Source organism: Vibrio sp. B4-6 (assembly GCF_963888245.1).
GTDB classification, from domain to species: domain Bacteria; phylum Pseudomonadota; class Gammaproteobacteria; order Enterobacterales; family Vibrionaceae; genus Vibrio; species Vibrio anguillarum.
Genome location: NZ_CAWPIM010000011.1, coordinates 285,162 through 303,661, shown reverse-complemented (window position 1 = coordinate 303,661; position 18,500 = coordinate 285,162). Strand labels below are relative to the sequence as shown.

The 18,500-nt window shown below is 44.2% G+C and carries 20 protein-coding genes and 1 tRNA gene; 8 read left to right on the top strand and 13 right to left on the bottom strand.

Annotation, left to right across the window (positions count from 1 at the left end; genetic code table 11):
• Nucleotides 1–16: 16 nt before the first annotated feature.
• The 9 genes from flgH to AACV20_RS04250 form a co-directional block, all read right to left on the bottom strand.
• On the bottom strand, nucleotides 17–796 hold the full coding sequence (gene flgH / locus AACV20_RS04290; protein WP_017045947.1) for a flagellar basal body L-ring protein FlgH: 780 nt from the start codon (nucleotides 794–796) through the stop codon (nucleotides 17–19).
• Between the two features lie 23 nt (nucleotides 797–819).
• Nucleotides 820–1,608: a flagellar basal-body rod protein FlgG gene (gene flgG, locus AACV20_RS04285; protein ID WP_010319379.1), complete on the bottom strand. Its 789-nt coding sequence runs from the start codon at nucleotides 1,606–1,608 to the stop codon at nucleotides 820–822.
• 21 nt (nucleotides 1,609–1,629) lie between these two features.
• The gene (flgF, locus tag AACV20_RS04280) at nucleotides 1,630–2,379 is read right to left on the bottom strand and encodes a flagellar basal-body rod protein FlgF (protein WP_026027903.1); all 750 of its coding nucleotides are present in this window, start codon (nucleotides 2,377–2,379) and stop codon (nucleotides 1,630–1,632) included.
• Between the two features lie 198 nt (nucleotides 2,380–2,577).
• On the bottom strand, nucleotides 2,578–3,882 hold the full coding sequence (gene flgE, locus AACV20_RS04275) for a flagellar hook protein FlgE (RefSeq protein ID WP_026027395.1): 1,305 nt from the start codon (nucleotides 3,880–3,882) through the stop codon (nucleotides 2,578–2,580).
• A 43-nt stretch (nucleotides 3,883–3,925) separates the two neighbouring features.
• Nucleotides 3,926–4,633 carry a flagellar hook assembly protein FlgD gene (gene flgD, locus AACV20_RS04270; protein WP_013856252.1) on the bottom strand — a complete coding sequence of 236 codons (708 nt, stop codon included), beginning with the start codon at nucleotides 4,631–4,633 and terminating at the stop codon, nucleotides 3,926–3,928.
• A 16-nt stretch (nucleotides 4,634–4,649) separates the two neighbouring features.
• Nucleotides 4,650–5,066: a flagellar basal body rod protein FlgC gene (gene flgC, locus AACV20_RS04265; protein WP_010319383.1), complete on the bottom strand. Its 417-nt coding sequence runs from the start codon at nucleotides 5,064–5,066 to the stop codon at nucleotides 4,650–4,652.
• 4 nt (nucleotides 5,067–5,070) lie between these two features.
• Complete coding sequence (gene flgB / locus AACV20_RS04260; protein WP_013856251.1) at nucleotides 5,071–5,466, bottom strand: flagellar basal body rod protein FlgB; 396 nt, start codon at nucleotides 5,464–5,466, stop codon at nucleotides 5,071–5,073.
• A gap of 266 nt (nucleotides 5,467–5,732) precedes the next feature.
• Nucleotides 5,733–6,560 carry a protein-glutamate O-methyltransferase gene (locus AACV20_RS04255; RefSeq protein WP_013856250.1) on the bottom strand — a complete coding sequence of 276 codons (828 nt, stop codon included), beginning with the start codon at nucleotides 6,558–6,560 and terminating at the stop codon, nucleotides 5,733–5,735.
• A gap of 10 nt (nucleotides 6,561–6,570) precedes the next feature.
• Nucleotides 6,571–7,497 carry a chemotaxis protein CheV gene (locus tag AACV20_RS04250; RefSeq protein ID WP_013856249.1) on the bottom strand — a complete coding sequence of 309 codons (927 nt, stop codon included), beginning with the start codon at nucleotides 7,495–7,497 and terminating at the stop codon, nucleotides 6,571–6,573.
• A gap of 77 nt (nucleotides 7,498–7,574) precedes the next feature.
• Between AACV20_RS04250 and flgA the strand changes: the two genes are divergently transcribed.
• The 3 genes from flgA to AACV20_RS04235 all read left to right on the top strand — a co-directional run bounded on the left by flgA (nucleotide 7,575) and on the right by AACV20_RS04235 (nucleotide 9,228).
• Nucleotides 7,575–8,321, top strand: coding sequence for a flagellar basal body P-ring formation chaperone FlgA (flgA, locus tag AACV20_RS04245; protein ID WP_081245274.1), 747 nt, complete (start codon nucleotides 7,575–7,577; stop codon nucleotides 8,319–8,321).
• Between the two features lie 129 nt (nucleotides 8,322–8,450).
• Nucleotides 8,451–8,771 (top strand): flagellar biosynthesis anti-sigma factor FlgM, encoded by a 321-nt coding sequence (flgM, locus tag AACV20_RS04240; RefSeq protein WP_013856247.1) that lies wholly within the window; start codon nucleotides 8,451–8,453, stop codon nucleotides 8,769–8,771.
• A gap of 31 nt (nucleotides 8,772–8,802) precedes the next feature.
• A complete protein-coding gene (locus tag AACV20_RS04235; protein ID WP_013856246.1) occupies nucleotides 8,803–9,228 on the top strand; it encodes a flagella synthesis protein FlgN in 426 nt (141 codons plus the stop codon).
• Nucleotides 9,229–9,325: 97 nt separating this feature from the next.
• Here AACV20_RS04235 and flgP read toward each other — a convergent pair whose 3' ends face one another.
• Nucleotides 9,326–9,757, bottom strand: a complete 432-nt coding sequence (gene flgP / locus AACV20_RS04230; protein ID WP_017043110.1) for a flagellar assembly lipoprotein FlgP — start codon at nucleotides 9,755–9,757, stop codon at nucleotides 9,326–9,328.
• Between the two features lie 9 nt (nucleotides 9,758–9,766).
• A complete protein-coding gene (locus AACV20_RS04225; RefSeq protein WP_013856244.1) occupies nucleotides 9,767–10,402 on the bottom strand; it encodes a FlgO family outer membrane protein in 636 nt (211 codons plus the stop codon).
• A gap of 161 nt (nucleotides 10,403–10,563) precedes the next feature.
• On the opposite strand from AACV20_RS04225, the gene AACV20_RS04220 reads away from it, so the two are divergent.
• The 3 genes from AACV20_RS04220 (at nucleotide 10,564) to AACV20_RS04210 (ending at nucleotide 12,500) form a co-directional block, all read left to right on the top strand.
• Nucleotides 10,564–11,697, top strand: coding sequence for a flagellar assembly protein FlgT (locus AACV20_RS04220; RefSeq protein WP_170906934.1), 1,134 nt, complete (start codon nucleotides 10,564–10,566; stop codon nucleotides 11,695–11,697).
• 54 nt (nucleotides 11,698–11,751) lie between these two features.
• Nucleotides 11,752–11,828: transfer RNA gene (locus AACV20_RS04215), tRNA-Arg, on the top strand.
• Between the two features lie 165 nt (nucleotides 11,829–11,993).
• Complete coding sequence (locus AACV20_RS04210; RefSeq protein ID WP_026027396.1) at nucleotides 11,994–12,500, top strand: Fe3+-citrate ABC transporter substrate-binding protein; 507 nt, start codon at nucleotides 11,994–11,996, stop codon at nucleotides 12,498–12,500.
• A 104-nt stretch (nucleotides 12,501–12,604) separates the two neighbouring features.
• Here the strand turns inward: AACV20_RS04210 and AACV20_RS04205 are convergent, their stop codons facing one another.
• Together AACV20_RS04205 and gltX are read right to left on the bottom strand one after the other, a co-directional pair.
• Nucleotides 12,605–13,591, bottom strand: a complete 987-nt coding sequence (locus AACV20_RS04205; RefSeq protein WP_170898768.1) for an OmpA family protein — start codon at nucleotides 13,589–13,591, stop codon at nucleotides 12,605–12,607.
• A 259-nt stretch (nucleotides 13,592–13,850) separates the two neighbouring features.
• Complete coding sequence (gene gltX / locus AACV20_RS04200) at nucleotides 13,851–15,278, bottom strand: glutamate--tRNA ligase (RefSeq protein WP_017047302.1); 1,428 nt, start codon at nucleotides 15,276–15,278, stop codon at nucleotides 13,851–13,853.
• Nucleotides 15,279–15,516: 238 nt separating this feature from the next.
• On the opposite strand from gltX, the gene AACV20_RS04195 reads away from it, so the two are divergent.
• Both AACV20_RS04195 and AACV20_RS04190 read left to right on the top strand, forming a co-directional pair.
• Entirely contained in the window at nucleotides 15,517–18,042 is a 2,526-nt protein-coding gene (locus AACV20_RS04195; RefSeq protein WP_170906933.1) for a heavy metal translocating P-type ATPase, read from the top strand.
• A 13-nt stretch (nucleotides 18,043–18,055) separates the two neighbouring features.
• Nucleotides 18,056–18,496, top strand: coding sequence for a DUF411 domain-containing protein (locus AACV20_RS04190; protein WP_170906932.1), 441 nt, complete (start codon nucleotides 18,056–18,058; stop codon nucleotides 18,494–18,496).
• Nucleotides 18,497–18,500: the final 4 nt, after the last annotated feature.

Sequence of the window (18,500 nt, the reverse complement as noted above, 5' to 3'; positions counted from 1 at the left end):
CGCCAGAACTCCGGCGTTACAGAGAGACATTAAAGAATCGTGCCAAGAATCCAGGTTCTTGCATATCTTGATTGGTGCCTGTGCCTGAATATTGGATGCGTGCATTAGAAATACGAGTAGAAGCAATGGTGTTGTCAAAGTCGATATCATCGGGACGAATGGTACCGCTTAAGCGAATGTATTCATCGCCAGTGTTCAGTGTGAGCCATTTTTCACCACGGATGACTAAGTTGCCGTTGGCGAGTACTTCAATCACTTCAACCGTGATCGAACCAGAAATACTGTTACTTTGGTTGGCTGCAGAACTGCCATTGAACTTGTTGTCATTTTTCAACGCATAAGAGAAATTGTAATCACCCACAGTGAGATCTTTACCGCCGACAGCGAGTGGATCCATAGACGCATCATTGGATTTGGATAGATCCGCATCAGCACTCTTGGCCGCTTTAGTACTTTCATCAAGATTGACGGTAATAATATCGCCAATGCCACGCGGTTTTGAATCATCATAAAGACTGTTCATTTGTGCCAAATTAAACAGTGAACCAGTTTCCGCGGCATAATGTTCCGGTTTCTGTTTTGGGTGAATGGGGGCCCAAGCAGGATCACCGGCTACGGGATCGGAACGCTTACGCATTGAGTCCAGTAAACCAGAACCTTCTTCTGCAGACTTATCCCCTTCAACCGCGTCCACCACGGTTGTACCTTGAACCACTTCAGGAGTATCGACCGGTGGCGGCATTAACGAGCAACCAGACAAAGCAGTAACCAATACAAGACTCAATAGACGTTTCATCGCAGCATTCTCTTAGTTAATGATTAGAGTTGTTGGTTCACAAAACTCATCATCTTATCGACTGCTGAGATGACTTTTGAGTTCATTTCGTAAACGCGTTGCGCTTCAATCATGTTGACCAACTCTTCTGTGACGTTCACGTTAGAGGTTTCAAGCATGGATTGACGAACATCACCGAGGCCGTCAAGCCCTGGCACCCCTTCTTGTGGATCACCACTAGCACCGGTCGGTAGATACAAGTTTTGACCAATCGGCTCTAGACCGCCTGGGTTGATAAAATCAACCGTGGTAATTTGTCCAACCACTTGGTTATTTTGCTGGCCACGAAGCCTAACTGACACTTCACCATCATTACCGACAGTAATAGAGATTGCATCAGGTGGAATAACAATTTCCGGCTCTAAATTATATCCAGCACCGGACGTCACAATCGCCCCTTCGTCGTTGAGGGTAAATTGACCATTTCGGCTATAAGCGATATTGCCATCTGGCATCAGGATTTGGAAAAAGCCGTCACCTTCAATCATCATATCGAGGCTATTGGTCGTGGTTTGTACGTTGCCGTGGGTATGCACTTTTTGTGTTGCCACGACTTTAGAACCCGCACCAAGCATCAAACCGCTTGGCAGTTTGGTATTTTGCGAAGATTGACCGCCCGGTTGATTAATATTTTGATAAAACAGATCTTCAAATACCGCACGACCCTTTTTAAAACCAATAGTCGAGGCGTTCGCTAGGTTGTTTGAGATAGTGGCAATATTGGTTTGTTGGGCATCAAGCCCGGTTTTACTTACCCATAATGCAGGTTGCATAGTAATCTCCTTTAACGCTTATCAGCTCATACGAAGCAATGAATCGGATGATTTGTCCATCTCTTCTGCGGTGCTCATCATTTTGACTTGCATTTCAAATTGACGTTGTAGCTCAATCAAGCTAGTCATCTCACCCACCGCATTGACATTACTGCCTTCCAGCGCACCTTTTAATAGCTTTACGCTAGCATCTGCTTCGAATGCTGCATTAGGATCTTTAGCACGGAATAAACCATTCGTATCTTTGTATAGGGATTGATTATTGGGTCGAACCAGTTTAATTCGGCCTACCACTTCCATCGCATCGGCTGGAGCGCCTTGCGGACGAACGGAAATAGTACCGTCATTACCGATTTCTACTTTACTCAATGGAATAGGTAGAGTGATTGGCGCGCCCGTTCCATCTAGCACTAGATGGCCGCTACCATTTATGAGCATGCCATTTTGGTCAATGCTTAGGTTGCCACTGCGGGTTAACCCCTCTTTGCCGGTTTTATCCATCATGGAAATCCAACCGTCACCTTGAATGGTGATATCGAGATCGCGCCCTGTGGTAATGACACTGCCTTGCGCAAAATTATGTCCCGGACGTTCTGTCATGCTAAACACGCGGCTCGGTAACCCTTCGCCATAAGCTTGCATTGAGCGAGCTTGCGCTAAATCAGCACGGAACCCCGTGGTACTGACGTTTGCTAAATTGTTCGCTCTTAATTGCATGGCTTGCATGTTTTGCTTTGCGCCACTCATGGCGAGAAACAGTGCGCGATCCATAATCTGCTCCAATAATCATCGTTCGATCATTAAAAGCAATTGACGTGCCAACTTATATTTAAATTAAAAATCAATAAGTTAAATGTAATTGCACAAAAAATAGGGAGGATATAACGAAGATTGCCGCGAACAGATGGCAACAATACCAAGCTAACATTGCCGCTAACTTGGTATTGCCATTGGATGACGTTAAAAGAATTAACGGATCTGCAGTATGTTTTGTTGTAGCTGGTTGTGAACTTCAAGCGCACGCGAGTTCGCTTGGAAGTTACGCTGAGCAGAGATAAGATCCACCAGCTCTTGAGTCATATCAATGTTGGATTGTTCAATAACACCATTGCTGATGGTACCAAATGAGCCTTTGTTTGATTCACCCCAAATTTTATCACCGGAGAATTGAGTCGAATCCCACTGCGTACCGCCTTTTTTATCTAAGCCTTGTTCATTGGCTACGCGGACAAGCCCCACACGTCCTAGAATGGTATTTTGACCATTTGAGTAAGTGGCTAGCACACTGCCATTTTCATCGAAATCGATCTTCGTCAAAAAGCCCGTGGTTGCGCCATCTTGTACAAATTTAGTCAACTCAAATGGAGCGGCAAATTGCGTAGCCGAATCGAGACTGAACGACAATGTTTGGTTGGCATCAGCACCGTTGAGTTCAACTGGGTTTGCCCCCAAACCTAAAGGCTCGGTTACAATTTGCTGACCATTATTCATGCTGGCTAGCGTACCATCATTATTAAACTTCATGGTATGCCCAATATGACCCGTCGGCGTAGTAGCATCACCACCAACTACATTGATTGGTTTTTCACCAGTTTTATCCGTCACGGTGTAATAGGTTTGCCATGTGTTAGCTTGCGTCTGATCTTTGAGGTAATAGGATGTCAACTTATAAGGCTGACCCATCGAATCGTAGATCGTAGATGAGGTGGTACGGTTGTACGTCTCAGGATCAGTAATATCAAATAAGGTTGGGTCTTTTAACTTACCATTAGCTGGCAAGTTCGCGCCAAGTTCAACATTGGCTGTCTGTTTAGGTTTACCAAACTGAGCAGGAATATTGATAGGTTTTGGCTCATACGAAAGAACATCACCAGTATCAGGGTTAACATCATAGCCAAGCAAAAACTCGTCATTTGACGTTACCATGTAATCATTTTTATCGAGGTGGAAAGCACCATTTCTGGTCAACTCATTTTGTTGAGGCGTCAGCTTATCTTTCGCAACCGCAAAGAACCCCGTTCCCGCAACGCGCAAGTCCATCGGGTTATTAGTATAAATACTGGAACCTTCGTGGAATTGTTGTGCCACTTTGTTCGCCTGAACACCTTGACCAGGAGTGGTTTTGGAGTTGGTAAACAATGAGGTTGAGTAAACATCACCAAACTCAGCACGCGACTCTTTAAAACCAAAGGTATTCGCGTTAGCAATGTTGTTACTGGTGGTGTTCAGATCTAACTGAGCTGCGGATAAACCGCTTAATGATATATACGACATTCCAAAATCTCCTATCTAGCTAGCATATCTACTCTATAAAGAGTTACGCTTTGCCAACTTCTAGTACTTCAGCAAGTTTAACTGGCGATGTAAATCCAGCCAGATTGAGCAGTACGTTACCATCACCTTTACCCAGCAGAACGCTATTGACGTTTGCGTAAGTCGATACCGCAAACTCCTTGCTTTCTCCATCGAGCAAACCCGAAGCTTTCACTTGGTATTTGCCGCCCGGCAATGGATTACCGTTTTGATCGTTACCGTCCCATTCAACGCGATTATCACCGGCTGATTTAGCCCCGACATCAAAGGTACGAACCAATTGTCCAGCTTCATTCTCTATTCGGACAAACAAGTTCTCTAAACTTTGAGGAAGTTTGACCATCGCAGCCATCCCAGCACCCTCTTTTTTGATCCCTGCCGCTCCCGGGACTAAGACATCACGGCCAACCAGTGATGAAGCCTGTAGAGCTTGGTTGGATGTCATCGACGAGTTGAGACTCTCAAACTGAGTGTTCATTTTGCCGATACCATCAACTGTGGCAAATGACGCCATTTGGGCGATCATCTGGTCATTACTGACCGGTTTAAAAGGATCTTGCTGAGCCAGTTGTTTGGTGAGTAACGATAGGAAGTCTTCTTGTTTAAGATCTTGCTTCCCCGTTGTCTCTTCTGTTTTCTTTTGGTCTTGAAGACTTTTCAGCTGGTCAATATAAGACAAGCCGCTTTGACCAATGTTATTTATTCCGGCCATACGCTACCTCCTTATCCTATTGACCCATCTGCAGCGTACGCAGCAGCATTTGTTTACTTGCATCAGCCACCTGCACGTTCGTTTGATACGAACGAGAAGCCGAAATCATGTTAGCCATCTCTTCCATCACATTGACATTAGGCTTGTAAATATAGCCTTCATCGTTGGCAAGTGGGTGATCTGGGTTATATTCTGCGTTAAGCGGTTTATCGCTTTCAACAATACCTAATACTTTTACAGGTACATTATGATCACGGTTATAACGCGCTTTACTTAACTCTGCACCAAACACCGCGTGACGCGCTTTGTAAGTATCTTTCGCCGAACTACTCACACTATCCGCATTGGCTAAGTTACTTGAGGTCGTATTTAGACGAACAGATTCAGCACTCATTGCAGAACCAGTCACATTGAACACATTAAATAAGCTCATCTACTTATTCCCCTTTGATTGCTTTCGTTAAGTTCTTGAATTTACTTCCTAAGAAGTCCAGTGAGGCTTGGTGTCTGATCTGGTTTTGCATAAACAAGTTACGCTCTAAATCTACGTCAACCGTGTTGCCATCACCCGTATCAGGTTGAGTCGGAATTCGATAGAGACTCTCGCCAGTTACTTTCGTGGAGGCAGATATATGCCGACCATCCGTACGGCTAAGACCAATGCTTGCCCCTGAACTTGCCGCCTGCAATGCTTTTTGAAAGTCCATTCCTTTTGCTTTAAAGCCCGGTGTGTTCGCCTGTGCAATATTGGTGGAAATCACCTCAGCATTGCGCTCACGCACACCAACCGTGTGTTGGTGAATACCTAATGCGTTGTCAAAAGAAATAGCCATGTTTGCCTCTACACTAAAAACTGACTGTTACTACTCATATTAAAAGCAATTAACGTACCAACTTAAAAAAACGAACCGTGTTTACAACAATTTTATCTAAATAAGAATCCGTCGAAATGTAAGCAAAATATACGCCGCTTTATCCACTTGTCGCCCACAACTTCAGTAAATCTCACCAATCAAAACGATATTAGGGGAAAGAAAAAGCCCAGCAAAAGCTGGGCAAGTAACTAAACGTAAGCAAGTAACTCAACGTAAGAATGTGGCTATTTGAGTTTATAAATGATGCCAGGGTTACAACGAACCATTTCAAACTTATCGGTCAATCCTGTCAGTGACTCCGATGCGCCGAGCAATAGATAGCCACCGGGGTTTAAGCTACTAGCCATTTGATTTAATACTTTCGACTTCATATCAGGTGAGAAATAAATCAAAACATTACGACAGAAAATAATATCGAATTTACCCAATAAGGCATAGCTCTCCATTAAGTTCTGAGGACGGAAGTTAACTAAACGCTTAACGTTATCTTTGATTTTCATTCGGCCATCACCAGCATCCTCAAAAAAGATTTTGCGACGCTCCGGCGATAACCCTCTGCCAAGTGCTAAATTGTCATAAATCCCCGCTTTACACATATCCAGCATGCTGGCAGAAATATCCGTCGCGGTGATGGCTACGCTCGGTAACATACCCGGCTTGCGCTGTTGAGTTTCGAGCACCGTCATCGCCATTGAGTAAGGCTCTTGACCTGAAGAGCTTGCCGCTGACCAAATTTTTATAGGGCGTTTATTTGCAGCGACCTCGGGTAATAGACGTTCCGCTAAAACGGTGAATGGGTAAGCATCACGGAACCACAGTGTTTCGTTGGTGGTCATGGCATCGACCGCTGCAACTCGTAGCTCACGGTTTCGCCCCGTAACCACATCACGTAACAAGTCAGAAAGAGAGGTTAACTTGAATTTAGCAACCAGTGGACTTAAGCGACTTCTCACTAAGTACTGTTTGCTATCTCCAAGTACAATCCCGCACTGAGATTCCAAAAAACGGCTGAAATCGCGATATTCTTGATCGCTTATAGTTATAGCAGTCATTAATTTCTCTTTAGTTAACTAGTGCAGCTTTCACCGCATTCCCAAGCTCATCAGGGTTGAATTTAGCAATGAATGAGTTTGCACCCACTCGCTCAACCATGGCTTGGTTAAAAACGCCGCTCAGTGAAGAGTGAAGAATAACGTATAGATCTTTCAAATCTGAATTTCTACGTATCTCTGCTGTTAATGTATAGCCGTCCATTTCAGGCATTTCAATATCAGAGATCACTAAAGATATTTGATTGTAAATTGGCCCTTCTGCTGCCATCTCGATCAATTTTTCATACGCCTCTTTACCATCTTTAACAGCAACGACTTCAAAACCTATCGATTCTACTGCTCTTTGAACCTGTTTACGCGCAACGGTTGAGTCATCGGCAATTAAAATTCGACGGATGATCTCTTTTTCTGTTTCTACTTGGGCGATAGATTCACCAATCGATGAATCCATTGTCTCATTAACCGGAGAAATCTCTGCCAAAATTTTCTCTACATCGAGAATTTCTACCAATTCGTTATCAATATTGGTGACTGCGGTTAAGTAGTTATCTTTGCCTGAGCCATCAGGTGGAGGAAGAATGGCTTCCCAGTGCATGTTTACAATTCGATCCACCGAGCTGACCAAGAAAGCTTGGATAGATCGGTTGAATTCAGCAATGACCACAAAACACTTATCAAGGTCCGCGGTGGGACGTCCGCCCACGGCCAAACTCAAATCAATGACAGAAACGGTTTGACCACGAATATGAGCAACACCTTTGACTAGGCGATGTAAATTGGGCATCAAAGTTAACTTCGGGCACTGGAGTACCTCTTTAACTTTAAATACGTTGATACCATAACGTTGCCGTCCCATTAGACGAAACGTTAAGAGTTCTAATCGGTTTTGACCAACGAGTTGCGTACGCTGATTCACAGAATCAAGAATACCCGTCATAAGCTCATCTCCATCTCAAACTTTTATGCAAAAAAGTGGTAGTCTACTACAGGCTATGAAGAAACCAGAGAAACAGAATGATGCATACAAAAATATGTTTACATCTACTTTCCATAACTAAGTGTAGAGCTTTCTATAGAAATTTTTATCTCTCTATCGGCTTTTTATTGTTTTTCTTTAATTTTTCTCTTCATTCTGCCACTTTGCCGCAAGTTGAAGCCATTCAACAAGCTGCGGAACAACATGTTTTAGAAACTATTGAGTGGCCTCCCAGCGGGGAGTTAAACGTAAAAGCGGCAAATGTTGATGACCGAATTTATGCCACCGACTGCCCCACACCGTTATCGACCTCTTCCTCATCCAGTAATGGTTCTGCAAGTAATATCACAGTTCTGGTTGAATGCATTGAAGATAACTGGAAAATTTATGTTCCTGTAAGACTGACCATTTCACTGCCACTTGTCACCGTTGCCGTACCCATTTCTCGTGGGCAGCAAATTACGCAGCAAGATGTCTTGATTACAATGGTAGACTTACACCGCTTCAGACGACAAGGTTTTTCCGATATAAATCGTATCGTCGGAGCTAAAGTGAAAAAAAACATGCGTATTGGCGATGTAGTTGAGCAAGATGATATATGCGTCGTATGTCGTAATGAAAACGTTATTATTCAAGCAGTCAAGCAGGGAATGATCATCACAACCAAAGGAACCGCTTTAAGTGATGGTATTTTTGGTGAGCAGATAAAAGTGAAAAATGATAAATCAAACCGTATAATAGATGCACAAGTAACCGGTATTGGCGAAGTCACGGTTCAATTTTAACGCTTTCATTACACATTCTAAATGTGTTTACGTTGTTAAGAAAGTGAAACAGAAAAAAAAGCTAAAGTAATCACAAGCACCGTCGATATTGACTGTACAGGTTTCCATTATTATTAATAAGGCTCACATATGGCAGGTATTGATAACATACGTTCGGGGCAAACATTAACGACGACAAATCGTAGTAATGCTCGTACTGAATCGAATGCATCTCCATCGACATCCGGCTCGGTCACTCGTTCACCCCAAAATCAAGATGCGGTATCACTTAGTACCCAAGGTAAGGCCATTGGTGAAATGCACAACCAAATGGTATCTCAGCCAAGTTTTGATAGTGCCAAAGTCGCTGCAATTAAAGATGCGATAGCCAATGGCTCATATAGAGTCGACCCAGAAAAGTTGGCTGATAATATGATTAAATTTGAAAAAGAGTTGGGTGGTTTTAACTAGCCCTACTTTTGACTAATTAAGGCAACATACAATGGCTGTATTAAAAGACTTAGTCGATTTCCAATTGAAAAATGCACTAGAACTCTCTTCGCTACTTGAACAAGAAAAGTTAGCAATTACGAGCCGTTCATCAAGTGAAATCGAAGCTATTGCCAAACAAAAGATGACCTTAGTTGGACAACTTCAACAAACTGACCTCCGAATTGCGAAACATCCCCATGTCGTGAGCCTGGCTGAAGATGTACTCCTGTCGCAAATCGTTGATCAGATTCGTTCCATTGTTCACGATTGCCAGCAAGCAAACCTTGTTAATGGTGAAGCGCTACAACGTGCACAACTCAGTTTTAATAAACTCAATAATTTGATGCAGCAAAGCCACGGAAAAATTGGCATGACGTATAACGCTGGTGGGCAAACCCACACTGTGTCCACTTTAGGGACCAATATTAAAGCGTAATCAACATGCAGCTGAGTTACTAAACTTTTAAGCTGAAACGAATTAAACAGAAAAGCGGCAAACTTTGCCGCTTTTTCGATCTGGAGAAAAGGAAGATTTAGAAGAGTGTTTGTTGACGTTTTTCTGGTACTTGCTGAACTTCTCCGTAGTCACGCAGTTTATCCATCTTACGGATATCGAGACGTAACTCAGTGACATAACTGTCACCCACCTTATAACTGCGGACCACTTCTGCTCCGCGGATAACACCATCAACCGCTCCCGACGTCAGCTCTGTGCCCAATCGCTGATCTTGTAGTTCAGCACGACCACTCACTCGCATTCCATAGACTTGCTCTGCCAGTTCGCGATAAGCATCGATTTTAGAGGCACGCATTGCACGGACTTGCTTTTCATCCACACTGCGCCCAGTTTGCTCACTGATATTGGCATAACCTACCGCCGTCAACCATTCATCAGCGCGCATGGTTTGCAATGGCTGGCAACCCACCATCATGATAGTCACTAGAAGTAATAGCCATTTTTTCATTGGTTTCTCCTATGGACGCAAGATAACAGTATACGGCTGCTTAATCGTAGGGTCAGAGCGAATTAACACACCATCTTGTGTACGGATACTGTTGAGCGTATCAAGATCACGACCAATACGATCGGCAGGCAAGAAGCCTTGTGCGGTAGCAACCACAACACGAGACTGCATTCCCACAACACGAGCATTGACTAATACACCGCCTTCTTGACGAAGCATTGTCCCTGTCAGTATGTATTGGATTTCTTGCTCTTGAGCGAGGTCTTTCCAGTCACGACTGAAAGCAAAATCACCTTGCTGCGTTACCTGAATCGAGCCTGTGGTTTTGAAATCAACCACTTTAAATCCTCGACGCTGAAACTGATGGATAAATCCTTCAGAAACCGAGTTACCCAACCAGTTAGTCGCGTCCATACTTTGCAGGTCCACGAACGATGTTACAGCAATAGGAGTGCGAGCAGAAACACTAGTATTGGACACCATCAAATCTTCTGTCATGCTTTCAACAAAGAAGTCCAACGTGTGACGTGGGCTCTCCATTAGCATAAACTGTGAACCATTGTATGGCTCTTTACCGTTATAAATCGGGGCGTAGGCACAAGCAGTTAACAAAACTGCTGGCACTATCGAAAGCCATTTTTTCATTCTCTTATCTCCAGATATACTGAGGCAATCTTGATTCCAAACTTCAGATTCAAAAACTTGGAACACTCTTTGCTTTTCAAAACTTGTTACACTTTCAAAACGCACCGCCTACATCAGCTAAGATTTTAAAAGCAAAATTTATACCCAACTGGTAAATAACAATGAAAAAAAATATTTCTGCTTTATTTTCAATATGTTGTGCGATTACCTTTTCTCAAGCCGTTAATGCTGCTTGGTATGAAGTGACCGGATCGTCAGCCATTGTTTCCTCAGAGGAAGTCGCTCGCCTCAATGCATTGGAAGATGCCATCTATAAGGCGGTAAACTTTGCCGGGGCAGACATCGGTAGTATCAGTAACTTGCGACCACTGCTGGAATCAGACCGTAAAGAGTACCAGTTTACTAACCATGAAGTACGCTATGTGTTAGTTGAAGAGAATAAAACACGTCGGGGAGTGATGTATGTTAAAGCTCGAATTGATATTTATCCTTCGGCAACAGGTTGCCACGTTAGCCAATATAAGAAAACGTTTTTAGTGGGCAACATTGATCTTGCATCGCCACAACAGGCGGTTATGGGGCAAATTTACAGTGTGGGAGATGATTTTGCACAGGTACTCAACCGCCAACTCGATCAAGAATCTCGCAGTTTTGTGTCGGTTGGCACCACAGATTATGCAATTGAAAAACAGCACCCAGAACGCTTAACCATGATTGCAGAGGACACGGGGGCACAGTACATTTTGGGGGGAACCATCACCGATTTAACTGCCACGATAGAGCAAAAATTACTCGCCGATGATGTGATTAACCGTCAATTTGCTATGCAAATCCAAGTGTTTGATGGCAAAACAGGCCAAGAAGTCATGACTAGACATTATAGAGAAGTCGCTAAATGGCCCTTCGCCAAAACCAGTCAGATAGATACGCGCAGTGCTCGTTTTTGGGCTTCAACCTTTGGCAGCATGATGCTGCGCGTCAGCCGAAATATCATGCTTGATCTTGAATCCGAACTTTCATGTAAAATAACACTCCCCGAAGTGGTTGCTAAATATGGTAACATCATCACGATGGATCTAGGACGTGTGCATGGCGTTAAAACCGGTGACAAATTGCAGCTGTGGCATACAGGTTCATTCATTGATCAGAAAGGACTACCACGAAATAAAGTGACTCAAAGTGATATTACCCTTACGGTTACTCGCGTCTATGAAAACGAAGCGGAGCTGAGTGTTGATCAAGAAAATCTCGCCTCTAGCATACAAATTGGCGATGTTATGCACAAACAGCTTTAATTTTCGTTTTAACTAGTTAACTTCACAAAATTATTGAGTAAACTAGCTCACCTTGCTCCCGTAGCTCAGTAGGATAGAGCGGCCCCCTCCTAAGGGGCAGGCCACAGGTTCGACTCCTGTCGGGAGCGCCATTTTGATAAAGCCTCAACACCCAACCGGTATTGAGGCTTTTTTTTCTGACGAAAAATTGACCTAATATTGATTTGAGCCACTACTATTCATATACAGTGATTACTGTAAGTTCTACGTCAAATAATCTAGAATTAGTATTAACAGATTTATCGATAGATAAGATCATGAAAAAGAGTAATCTAATCACGAATACTGGTCACCGCTTTATCTCTAAAGCAAAGACCGCCTATAAAATTCATATCCATACGCCGGACGATACGGTGTTGCACCGTTCTGTCGGCTACATACGTATTGGTGAGAAAAAGGGGCTTAAAAAGGCGATAAAGCTGCGTAATGAATTAGGTTCAGAGATGTGGGGCAAACATTGGCGTCGTCTGCTCAAAGATCCCTATTTGATGACTCGTCTACCACACAGTTTAGAACCTAAAATCATATACAAACCCAGACCAACGCTCGATAACCCGGAAGCTCGGGATCCTTGTTATATCGCGGCTTGGAGACACTATGATGAAAAAGGTAACTGTATATTTCAAAGCGTCGTTTGTTCGATCAACAAGCATGGCAAGCTTGCCGCTTATACCAAGACGAAAAAGGCGCTATTAGAGGCTTATAAAGAAGACTTGGATATTCTTATCTACATGGGCCGATTGAATAGTATTGATTTGAAATAACGTGGCGTGATACCGGAGCGGTTAGAGGCTCAAATCCATTGTTTTACAAGAAGAAAGCCCGCGTTTTTCACGGGCTTTCTCTATTTTCTAATACTTAAGCGTTATTATTTCACTTCATAATCAAAGCTTGGAATAACGATATCAACACGACGGTTTTGCTTTCGACCTTCGACTGTATCATTCGATGCGATTGGGCTATTTTCCCCTTCACCTTTTACGGTAAGACGGTTCGCATCCACACCTTTAGCAATCACAACATCAGCAACAACTTGTGCGCGTTTTTCTGATAGTTTCTGGTTGTAAGCCGCAGCGCCAGTTGAGTCAGTATGACCAATAATTTCAGCATCGGCTTGTGGGTAAGCTTGCAAATATTTCACTAGTTTATCGAGCTGGTTAGTACTCTCTGCTGTTAGCTTAGTACTGTTATGGGCAAAGCTACTGCTGTCCAAACGTTGAAATGGCACATGCTTAACAACCGTTTCAGGTTCTTGGGGAATAACGACTGGCTCAACCACTGGCTGTACAACTTCTTCAACAAACACCTCTTGCACGATGACTGGCGCAGGTTCTGCTTTACTTCCACCAAATTTATACGAAACACCTAAGGTAGCCGAGTTACCTGCCGCTCGGACAAGATCGTTATTAATATCGGTGAGGCTTTGATATTCCAAGCGTAAAGTGACGTTATTATCGGTGTTGAACTCAATACCAGCGGCACCTAAATATGAGTAATCATCTTTATTGCCATAATCAACATAAGCACCGCCGACTTTAGCATATAAGGCAATGGCATCAGTCAAAGGAAGGCTGACTTTCGGTGCGAGTGTAATGGCCGTTACTTTTTCATCATTCAGCCCCGCACCACTAAATTTGCCCAAGTAATCGTAACCTGCCTCTAATGAAAGCCAATTAAACGCTTGGTAACCAAGGTAAGCACCGACGGTAGAAGATTCATCTTCACACACATCTCCAGCACGACAAGCGTCATCAAGCCAAGATTTACCAACTTTAGCACCTACGTATACTTCAGCCATTGCGGCAGAAGATGCAAAAACAAGCGCCATTGAAACTGCTGCTGCTAACTTTTTCATACTTTTTCCTTTCCTATTTATCGTTATCATAATGCGGTTGCGGTACCCAAAAACGGTTTACTTTTCGCCTACACACATACCTGCATAACTCGGAACCACTATACTGTATCTAAAGAAAGCTTAAATAGCGCATTAGTTTATTCTCTGTCATCGTTTTGTGAAATATTGTCAGTGCTCTACACCAAAGGATTTAACAAAGCCGATATAAAGAAAAACCGCAGCATAAGCTGCGGTTCAAAGCGTTGTTCGTATGATTGACTTATTGAGCGTTCGCTTCACGCTCAACAATAAAGGCCAATGCCATATTGATACGAGCAATGACACGCTCTTTGCCGATCAGTTGCATAACAGCATCAACCGATGGCGATTGACCACCGCCAGTGACAGCAACGCGCAGCGGCATGCCTATTTTACCCATACCGATTTCAAGCTCTTCACACACTTGAGCGATGACAGCGTGCAGGTTTTCCGTTGTCCAGTCACTCAATGCTTCTAATTTGCTTAAAGCAAGTGCTAGCGGCTCTTTCGCCACACCGCGCAAGTGTTTTTTCGCCGCATCAGCATCAAACTCAGCAAAATCTTCAAAGAAGTAACGAGATTGAGCAGCAAGTTCAACCAAGGTATTGCAGCGTTCACCAACCAGTTTAACGATCTCAGCTAATGCTGGGCCGTTGTCTTTACTTATGCCTTGTTGCTCAAAGTGCCATTCAAGGTGTTTTGCAACATATTCAGGCTCTGATGTTTTAATGTAGTGATTGTTCAGCCACAACAACTTATCAGTATTAAATGCAGATGCCGATTTGCTAATAGCATTTAAACTGAAGAACTGAATCATCTCTTCACGCGAGAAAATTTCTTGGTCGCCATGAGACCAACCTAGACGAACTAAATAGTTATTCAGTGCTTCAGGCAGATAACCTTCATCGCGATACTGCATCACAGAAACAGCACCATGACGTTTAGATAGCTTCGCGCCGTCGTCACCTAAGATCATTGCGCAGTGCGCAAACACAGGTACAGGAGCACCTAACGCTTCGTAAATGTTGATTTGACGAGGTGTGTTGTTGATGTGATCTTCGCCACGAACGACATGAGTAATCCCCATATCCCAGTCATCCACCACCACACAGAAGTTATAGGTGGGTGAGCCATCGGTACGGCGAATGATCAGATCATCCATCTGGCTGTTGGAGATTTCGATACGACCGCGGATCTGGTCGTCAAAAATTACGCTGCCTTCTTTAGGATTACGGAAACGGATAACACACGGATCCCCTTCTTTTGCGGCGTCGTTAACCGCTTTGATTTTTGGGTGATCAGCATCGTAGCGCGGCATCTCTTTGTTCGCTTCTTGCTCGGCACGAACTTCATCTAACAGCTCTTTAGAGGCGTAACATTTGTAGGCTTTATCTTCAGCAAGCAGCTTATCGACAACTTCATTATAACGATCAAAATGTTTAGTTTGGAAATATGGGCCTTCATCCCAATTCAAACCTAGCCAAGTCATACCTTCAAGAATCGCGTCTACGGCTTCTTGCGTCGAGCGCTCTAGGTCGGTGTCTTCAATACGCAAAACAAACTCACCACCTTGGCTTTTTGCATAAAGCCAAGAGTAAAGTGCAGTACGCGCACCACCAACGTGAAGATAGCCTGTCGGGCTAGGAGCAAAACGAGTTTTAACCGTCATTTGATTTCCTTAGGGATAAAAAGACAGCGGAGAACATGTCCACTGCAAGTACCAGGATAAAAAGTGGCGACATTTTACCACTGACGGCTAAATCTACAATCCTCGATTGCCTTTCGTTTTTCTGCACTCAAGAATAACGCTTAAAATTCGCTTAACTTTCCTTTAGTGGAACTTGACCTTGCCCTAAAGGTAAGGTTTATGCTTCTAGCTATTGAGTTGGTTTACGGGGAATTTTTCAATGAAACGCTTTCAATTGCCTTTATCAGGGCTGAAATGCATGGGTTGCGCGAAGAAACTTGAGCAGTATCTCAAGCAAGAATTTGAGGTACAAATCCACCAGCTGTCACCCACATTCATCGAGCTGAGCACTTCGGCCTCTTTAAATGAACTCATCGCCGCTATCGAATCCTTAGGCTATCAAGCCTTGCTCAGCACAAACAGCGATCCTCTGCCCTCGTCGCAACCCACAACCTTGGTTAGCGATACACAGCCACTCGCACAAGAGACTGAAGTATCAACAGCGGGTTTGGTTAGTACCCACTTACTGATCCAAGGAATGACTTGCGCAAGCTGTGTCTCTTCGGTGGAAAAAGCACTTCTAAGCGTTAACGGCGTACAAAAAGCGCAAATCAATTTAGCTGAACAAAGCGCCTTAGTGCTCTCGCAAGCAGATATCGCTGACCTTGAACTACAATTACTCAATGCCATTACTCATGCAGGCTACCGTGCAGAGCGAGTCGATGACCCAGTCCAACAACAACAAAAACAAAAACAGCAATCACGTGATTTACAAAAGCAGCATAAAACCAATGCATTACTCGGTTTAATGATGGGTATTCCGTTAATGCTTTGGGGCCTTTTCGGTGGCAACATGATGATTGTGACCACTCAACAGCAAATATACTGGGGCGGTATCGGCATTGTGTGTTTGGCTCTATTAGCCACCGCTGGCCGCCACTTTTTTAGCCATGCTTGGCTTGCGTTAACCCATAAGCGCGCCACTATGGATAGCTTAGTCGCCCTAGGAACCGGATCGGCTTGGGCCTATTCAATGTTGGTAGTGATTTACCCAACTTGGTTTCCCATAGCCTCGCGTCATGTTTACTTTGAAGCCAGCGCGATGATTATCGGTTTGATTTCACTGGGCCACTATATTGAGGCGAAAGCCAAAGCGAAGACAACCCAATCCTTACAAGCCTTAATTAACTTACAGCCACAACAAGCAACACGCATCACGGCGCAAGGCGATCAACAGATTGCGGTTGAATTAGTACAACTTGGTATGCAACTGCGCATAAAACCGGGAGAAAAAGTGCCGATAGACGGCAAAGTCCTCAGCGGAGAATCTTATGTTGATGAATCCATGCTCACTGGCGAGCCGATCCCCGTCCTAAAAGTGGCAGGCGATGCCATTGCGGCAGGCACCATCAATCATGATGGCAGCTTAGTCATCGAAGCCACTGGCGTAGGGGCGCAAACCATGCTCTCGCGCATCATCCAAGTGGTGCGTCAGGCGCAAAGCAGTAAACCAGCCATTGCCAAACTGGCAGATCAGATATCCGCTATTTTTGTACCGACAGTGGTTATGATTGCCCTGTTTTCCGCTCTGATTTGGTACTTTGTAGGCCCTGAACCTAAGGCCAGTTATATGCTAGTGGTTGCGACAACAGTATTGATCATTGCCTGCCCTTGTGCCTTGGGTCTAGCTACTCCACTCTCGGTTACAGTAGGAGTTGGCAAAGCCGCTGAAATGGGTATTTTGATCAGAGATGCCAATGTATTGCAATCGGCAAGCAAAATCACCACTGTAGTATTTGATAAGACAGGTACGCTCACTCAAGGCAAGCCAACCGTTCAGAACTTAGTCACGTGGGGAATTGAAGATAGCAAATTGTTAACCCTTGTTTACGCTTTAGAACTGCGCTCTGAACACCCTCTTGGCAAGGCTATCTGCCATTATGCGCAACCGCTGGTATCAACCAGCGCCACAGTCGAGCAATTTACCAACCTAAGAGGCAAAGGACTAATGGCAAACATTGGAGGCGATTCCGTCGTCGTTGCCTCTTTATCGCACCTTGAATCGCTGGGCGTTCCTCTTACTCAAGCACAAACAACCATTGAACACTACGCAGAGCAAGCTTGGACGCCAGTCGCGGTTGCCATTAACGGTGAACTCAAAGGCCTCATCGCAATTGCTGATCCAATCAAACCTAACGCTGCACAAGCTATCTGCACACTGAACAAAATGAACATTCGTACCGTGATGCTAACCGGAGATAACCAAAGCGTGGCCACTGCAATAGCCAAACAGCTAGGCATACAGCAAGTGATCGCTCAAGTACTTCCGGATCAAAAAGCACAAAAAATCATACAGTTACAAGAGAAAGGCCAAATCGTCGCCATGGTCGGTGATGGTATTAATGATGCGCCAGCCCTTGCGCAAGCCGATATTGGTATCGCAATGGGCAGTGGTAGTGATGTCGCAATAGAGAGTGCGCAAATGACATTGCTCAACTCCTCACCGCTTGCCATAGTCAATGCTATCGCTCTTTCTAAAGCGACGGTAAAAAACATGAAGCAGAACCTATTGGGCGCGTTTATTTATAACACCTTCGGCATTCCCATTGCCGCTGGCGTGCTTTATCCCGCTTTTGGCTTTTTACTCAGCCCTGTAGTTGCAGGAGCGGCAATGGCTTTGTCCTCAATCACAGTCGTGAGCAACGCTAACCGCTTGCGTCTATTTAAATCTCCTTTTCACTCTTAGAGGTTAGATAAAAATGAAAATGATCACAGCCGCTATGCTTAGCACCTTGTCTCTTATGAGCTACTCCGCATTCGCCACGGTGACCAATTACAAATCCCCTTATTGTGGCTGCTGTACTGAGTGGTCCACTCACATGCAACAAGCAGGATTTAAGGTTAACGAGCAATTGCAAGAAGATATGACGGCGATAAAACAACAATTGGGCATTACACCCAAGCTCGCCTCTTGCCATACAGCCGTTATCGACGGCTATGTTTTCGAAGGTCACATTCCAGCCACAGACATTCAAGCCTTTCTCGCTAATCCACCGAAAAATGCCAAAGGGTTAGCCGTGCCCGGCATGCCAATCGGCTCTCCAGGTATGGAATCTGGTGATAAGAAAGAAGCCTATTCGGTTTTTGCTTTTAACGAGCAAGGTCAGGTGTTTGAGTTTGCTCACCACGAAGGTAATTGATTTT

What these genes read in the sequence shown, in the direction of transcription:
- flgH (WP_017045947.1), bottom strand. Translation starts at nt 796, where the DNA reads ATGAAACGTCTATTGAGTCTTGTATTGGTTACTGCTTTGTCTGGTTGC.
- flgG (WP_010319379.1), bottom strand. Translation starts at nt 1,608, where the DNA reads ATGCAACCTGCATTATGGGTAAGTAAAACCGGGCTTGATGCCCAACAA.
- flgF (WP_026027903.1), bottom strand. Translation starts at nt 2,379, where the DNA reads ATGGATCGCGCACTGTTTCTCGCCATGAGTGGCGCAAAGCAAAACATG.
- flgE (WP_026027395.1), bottom strand. Translation starts at nt 3,882, where the DNA reads ATGTCGTATATATCATTAAGCGGTTTATCCGCAGCTCAGTTAGATCTG.
- flgD (WP_013856252.1), bottom strand. Translation starts at nt 4,633, where the DNA reads ATGGCCGGAATAAATAACATTGGTCAAAGCGGCTTGTCTTATATTGAC.
- flgC (WP_010319383.1), bottom strand. Translation starts at nt 5,066, where the DNA reads ATGAGCTTATTTAATGTGTTCAATGTGACTGGTTCTGCAATGAGTGCT.
- flgB (WP_013856251.1), bottom strand. Translation starts at nt 5,466, where the DNA reads ATGGCTATTTCTTTTGACAACGCATTAGGTATTCACCAACACACGGTT.
- AACV20_RS04255 (WP_013856250.1), bottom strand. Translation starts at nt 6,560, where the DNA reads ATGACTGCTATAACTATAAGCGATCAAGAATATCGCGATTTCAGCCGT.
- AACV20_RS04250 (WP_013856249.1), bottom strand. Translation starts at nt 7,497, where the DNA reads ATGACGGGTATTCTTGATTCTGTGAATCAGCGTACGCAACTCGTTGGT.
- flgA (WP_081245274.1), top strand. Translation starts at nt 7,575, where the DNA reads ATGATGCATACAAAAATATGTTTACATCTACTTTCCATAACTAAGTGT.
- flgM (WP_013856247.1), top strand. Translation starts at nt 8,451, where the DNA reads ATGGCAGGTATTGATAACATACGTTCGGGGCAAACATTAACGACGACA.
- AACV20_RS04235 (WP_013856246.1), top strand. Translation starts at nt 8,803, where the DNA reads ATGGCTGTATTAAAAGACTTAGTCGATTTCCAATTGAAAAATGCACTA.
- flgP (WP_017043110.1), bottom strand. Translation starts at nt 9,757, where the DNA reads ATGAAAAAATGGCTATTACTTCTAGTGACTATCATGATGGTGGGTTGC.
- AACV20_RS04225 (WP_013856244.1), bottom strand. Translation starts at nt 10,402, where the DNA reads ATGAAAAAATGGCTTTCGATAGTGCCAGCAGTTTTGTTAACTGCTTGT.
- AACV20_RS04220 (WP_170906934.1), top strand. Translation starts at nt 10,564, where the DNA reads ATGAAAAAAAATATTTCTGCTTTATTTTCAATATGTTGTGCGATTACC.
- AACV20_RS04210 (WP_026027396.1), top strand. Translation starts at nt 11,994, where the DNA reads ATGAAAAAGAGTAATCTAATCACGAATACTGGTCACCGCTTTATCTCT.
- AACV20_RS04205 (WP_170898768.1), bottom strand. Translation starts at nt 13,591, where the DNA reads ATGAAAAAGTTAGCAGCAGCAGTTTCAATGGCGCTTGTTTTTGCATCT.
- gltX (WP_017047302.1), bottom strand. Translation starts at nt 15,278, where the DNA reads ATGACGGTTAAAACTCGTTTTGCTCCTAGCCCGACAGGCTATCTTCAC.
- AACV20_RS04195 (WP_170906933.1), top strand. Translation starts at nt 15,517, where the DNA reads ATGAAACGCTTTCAATTGCCTTTATCAGGGCTGAAATGCATGGGTTGC.
- AACV20_RS04190 (WP_170906932.1), top strand. Translation starts at nt 18,056, where the DNA reads ATGAAAATGATCACAGCCGCTATGCTTAGCACCTTGTCTCTTATGAGC.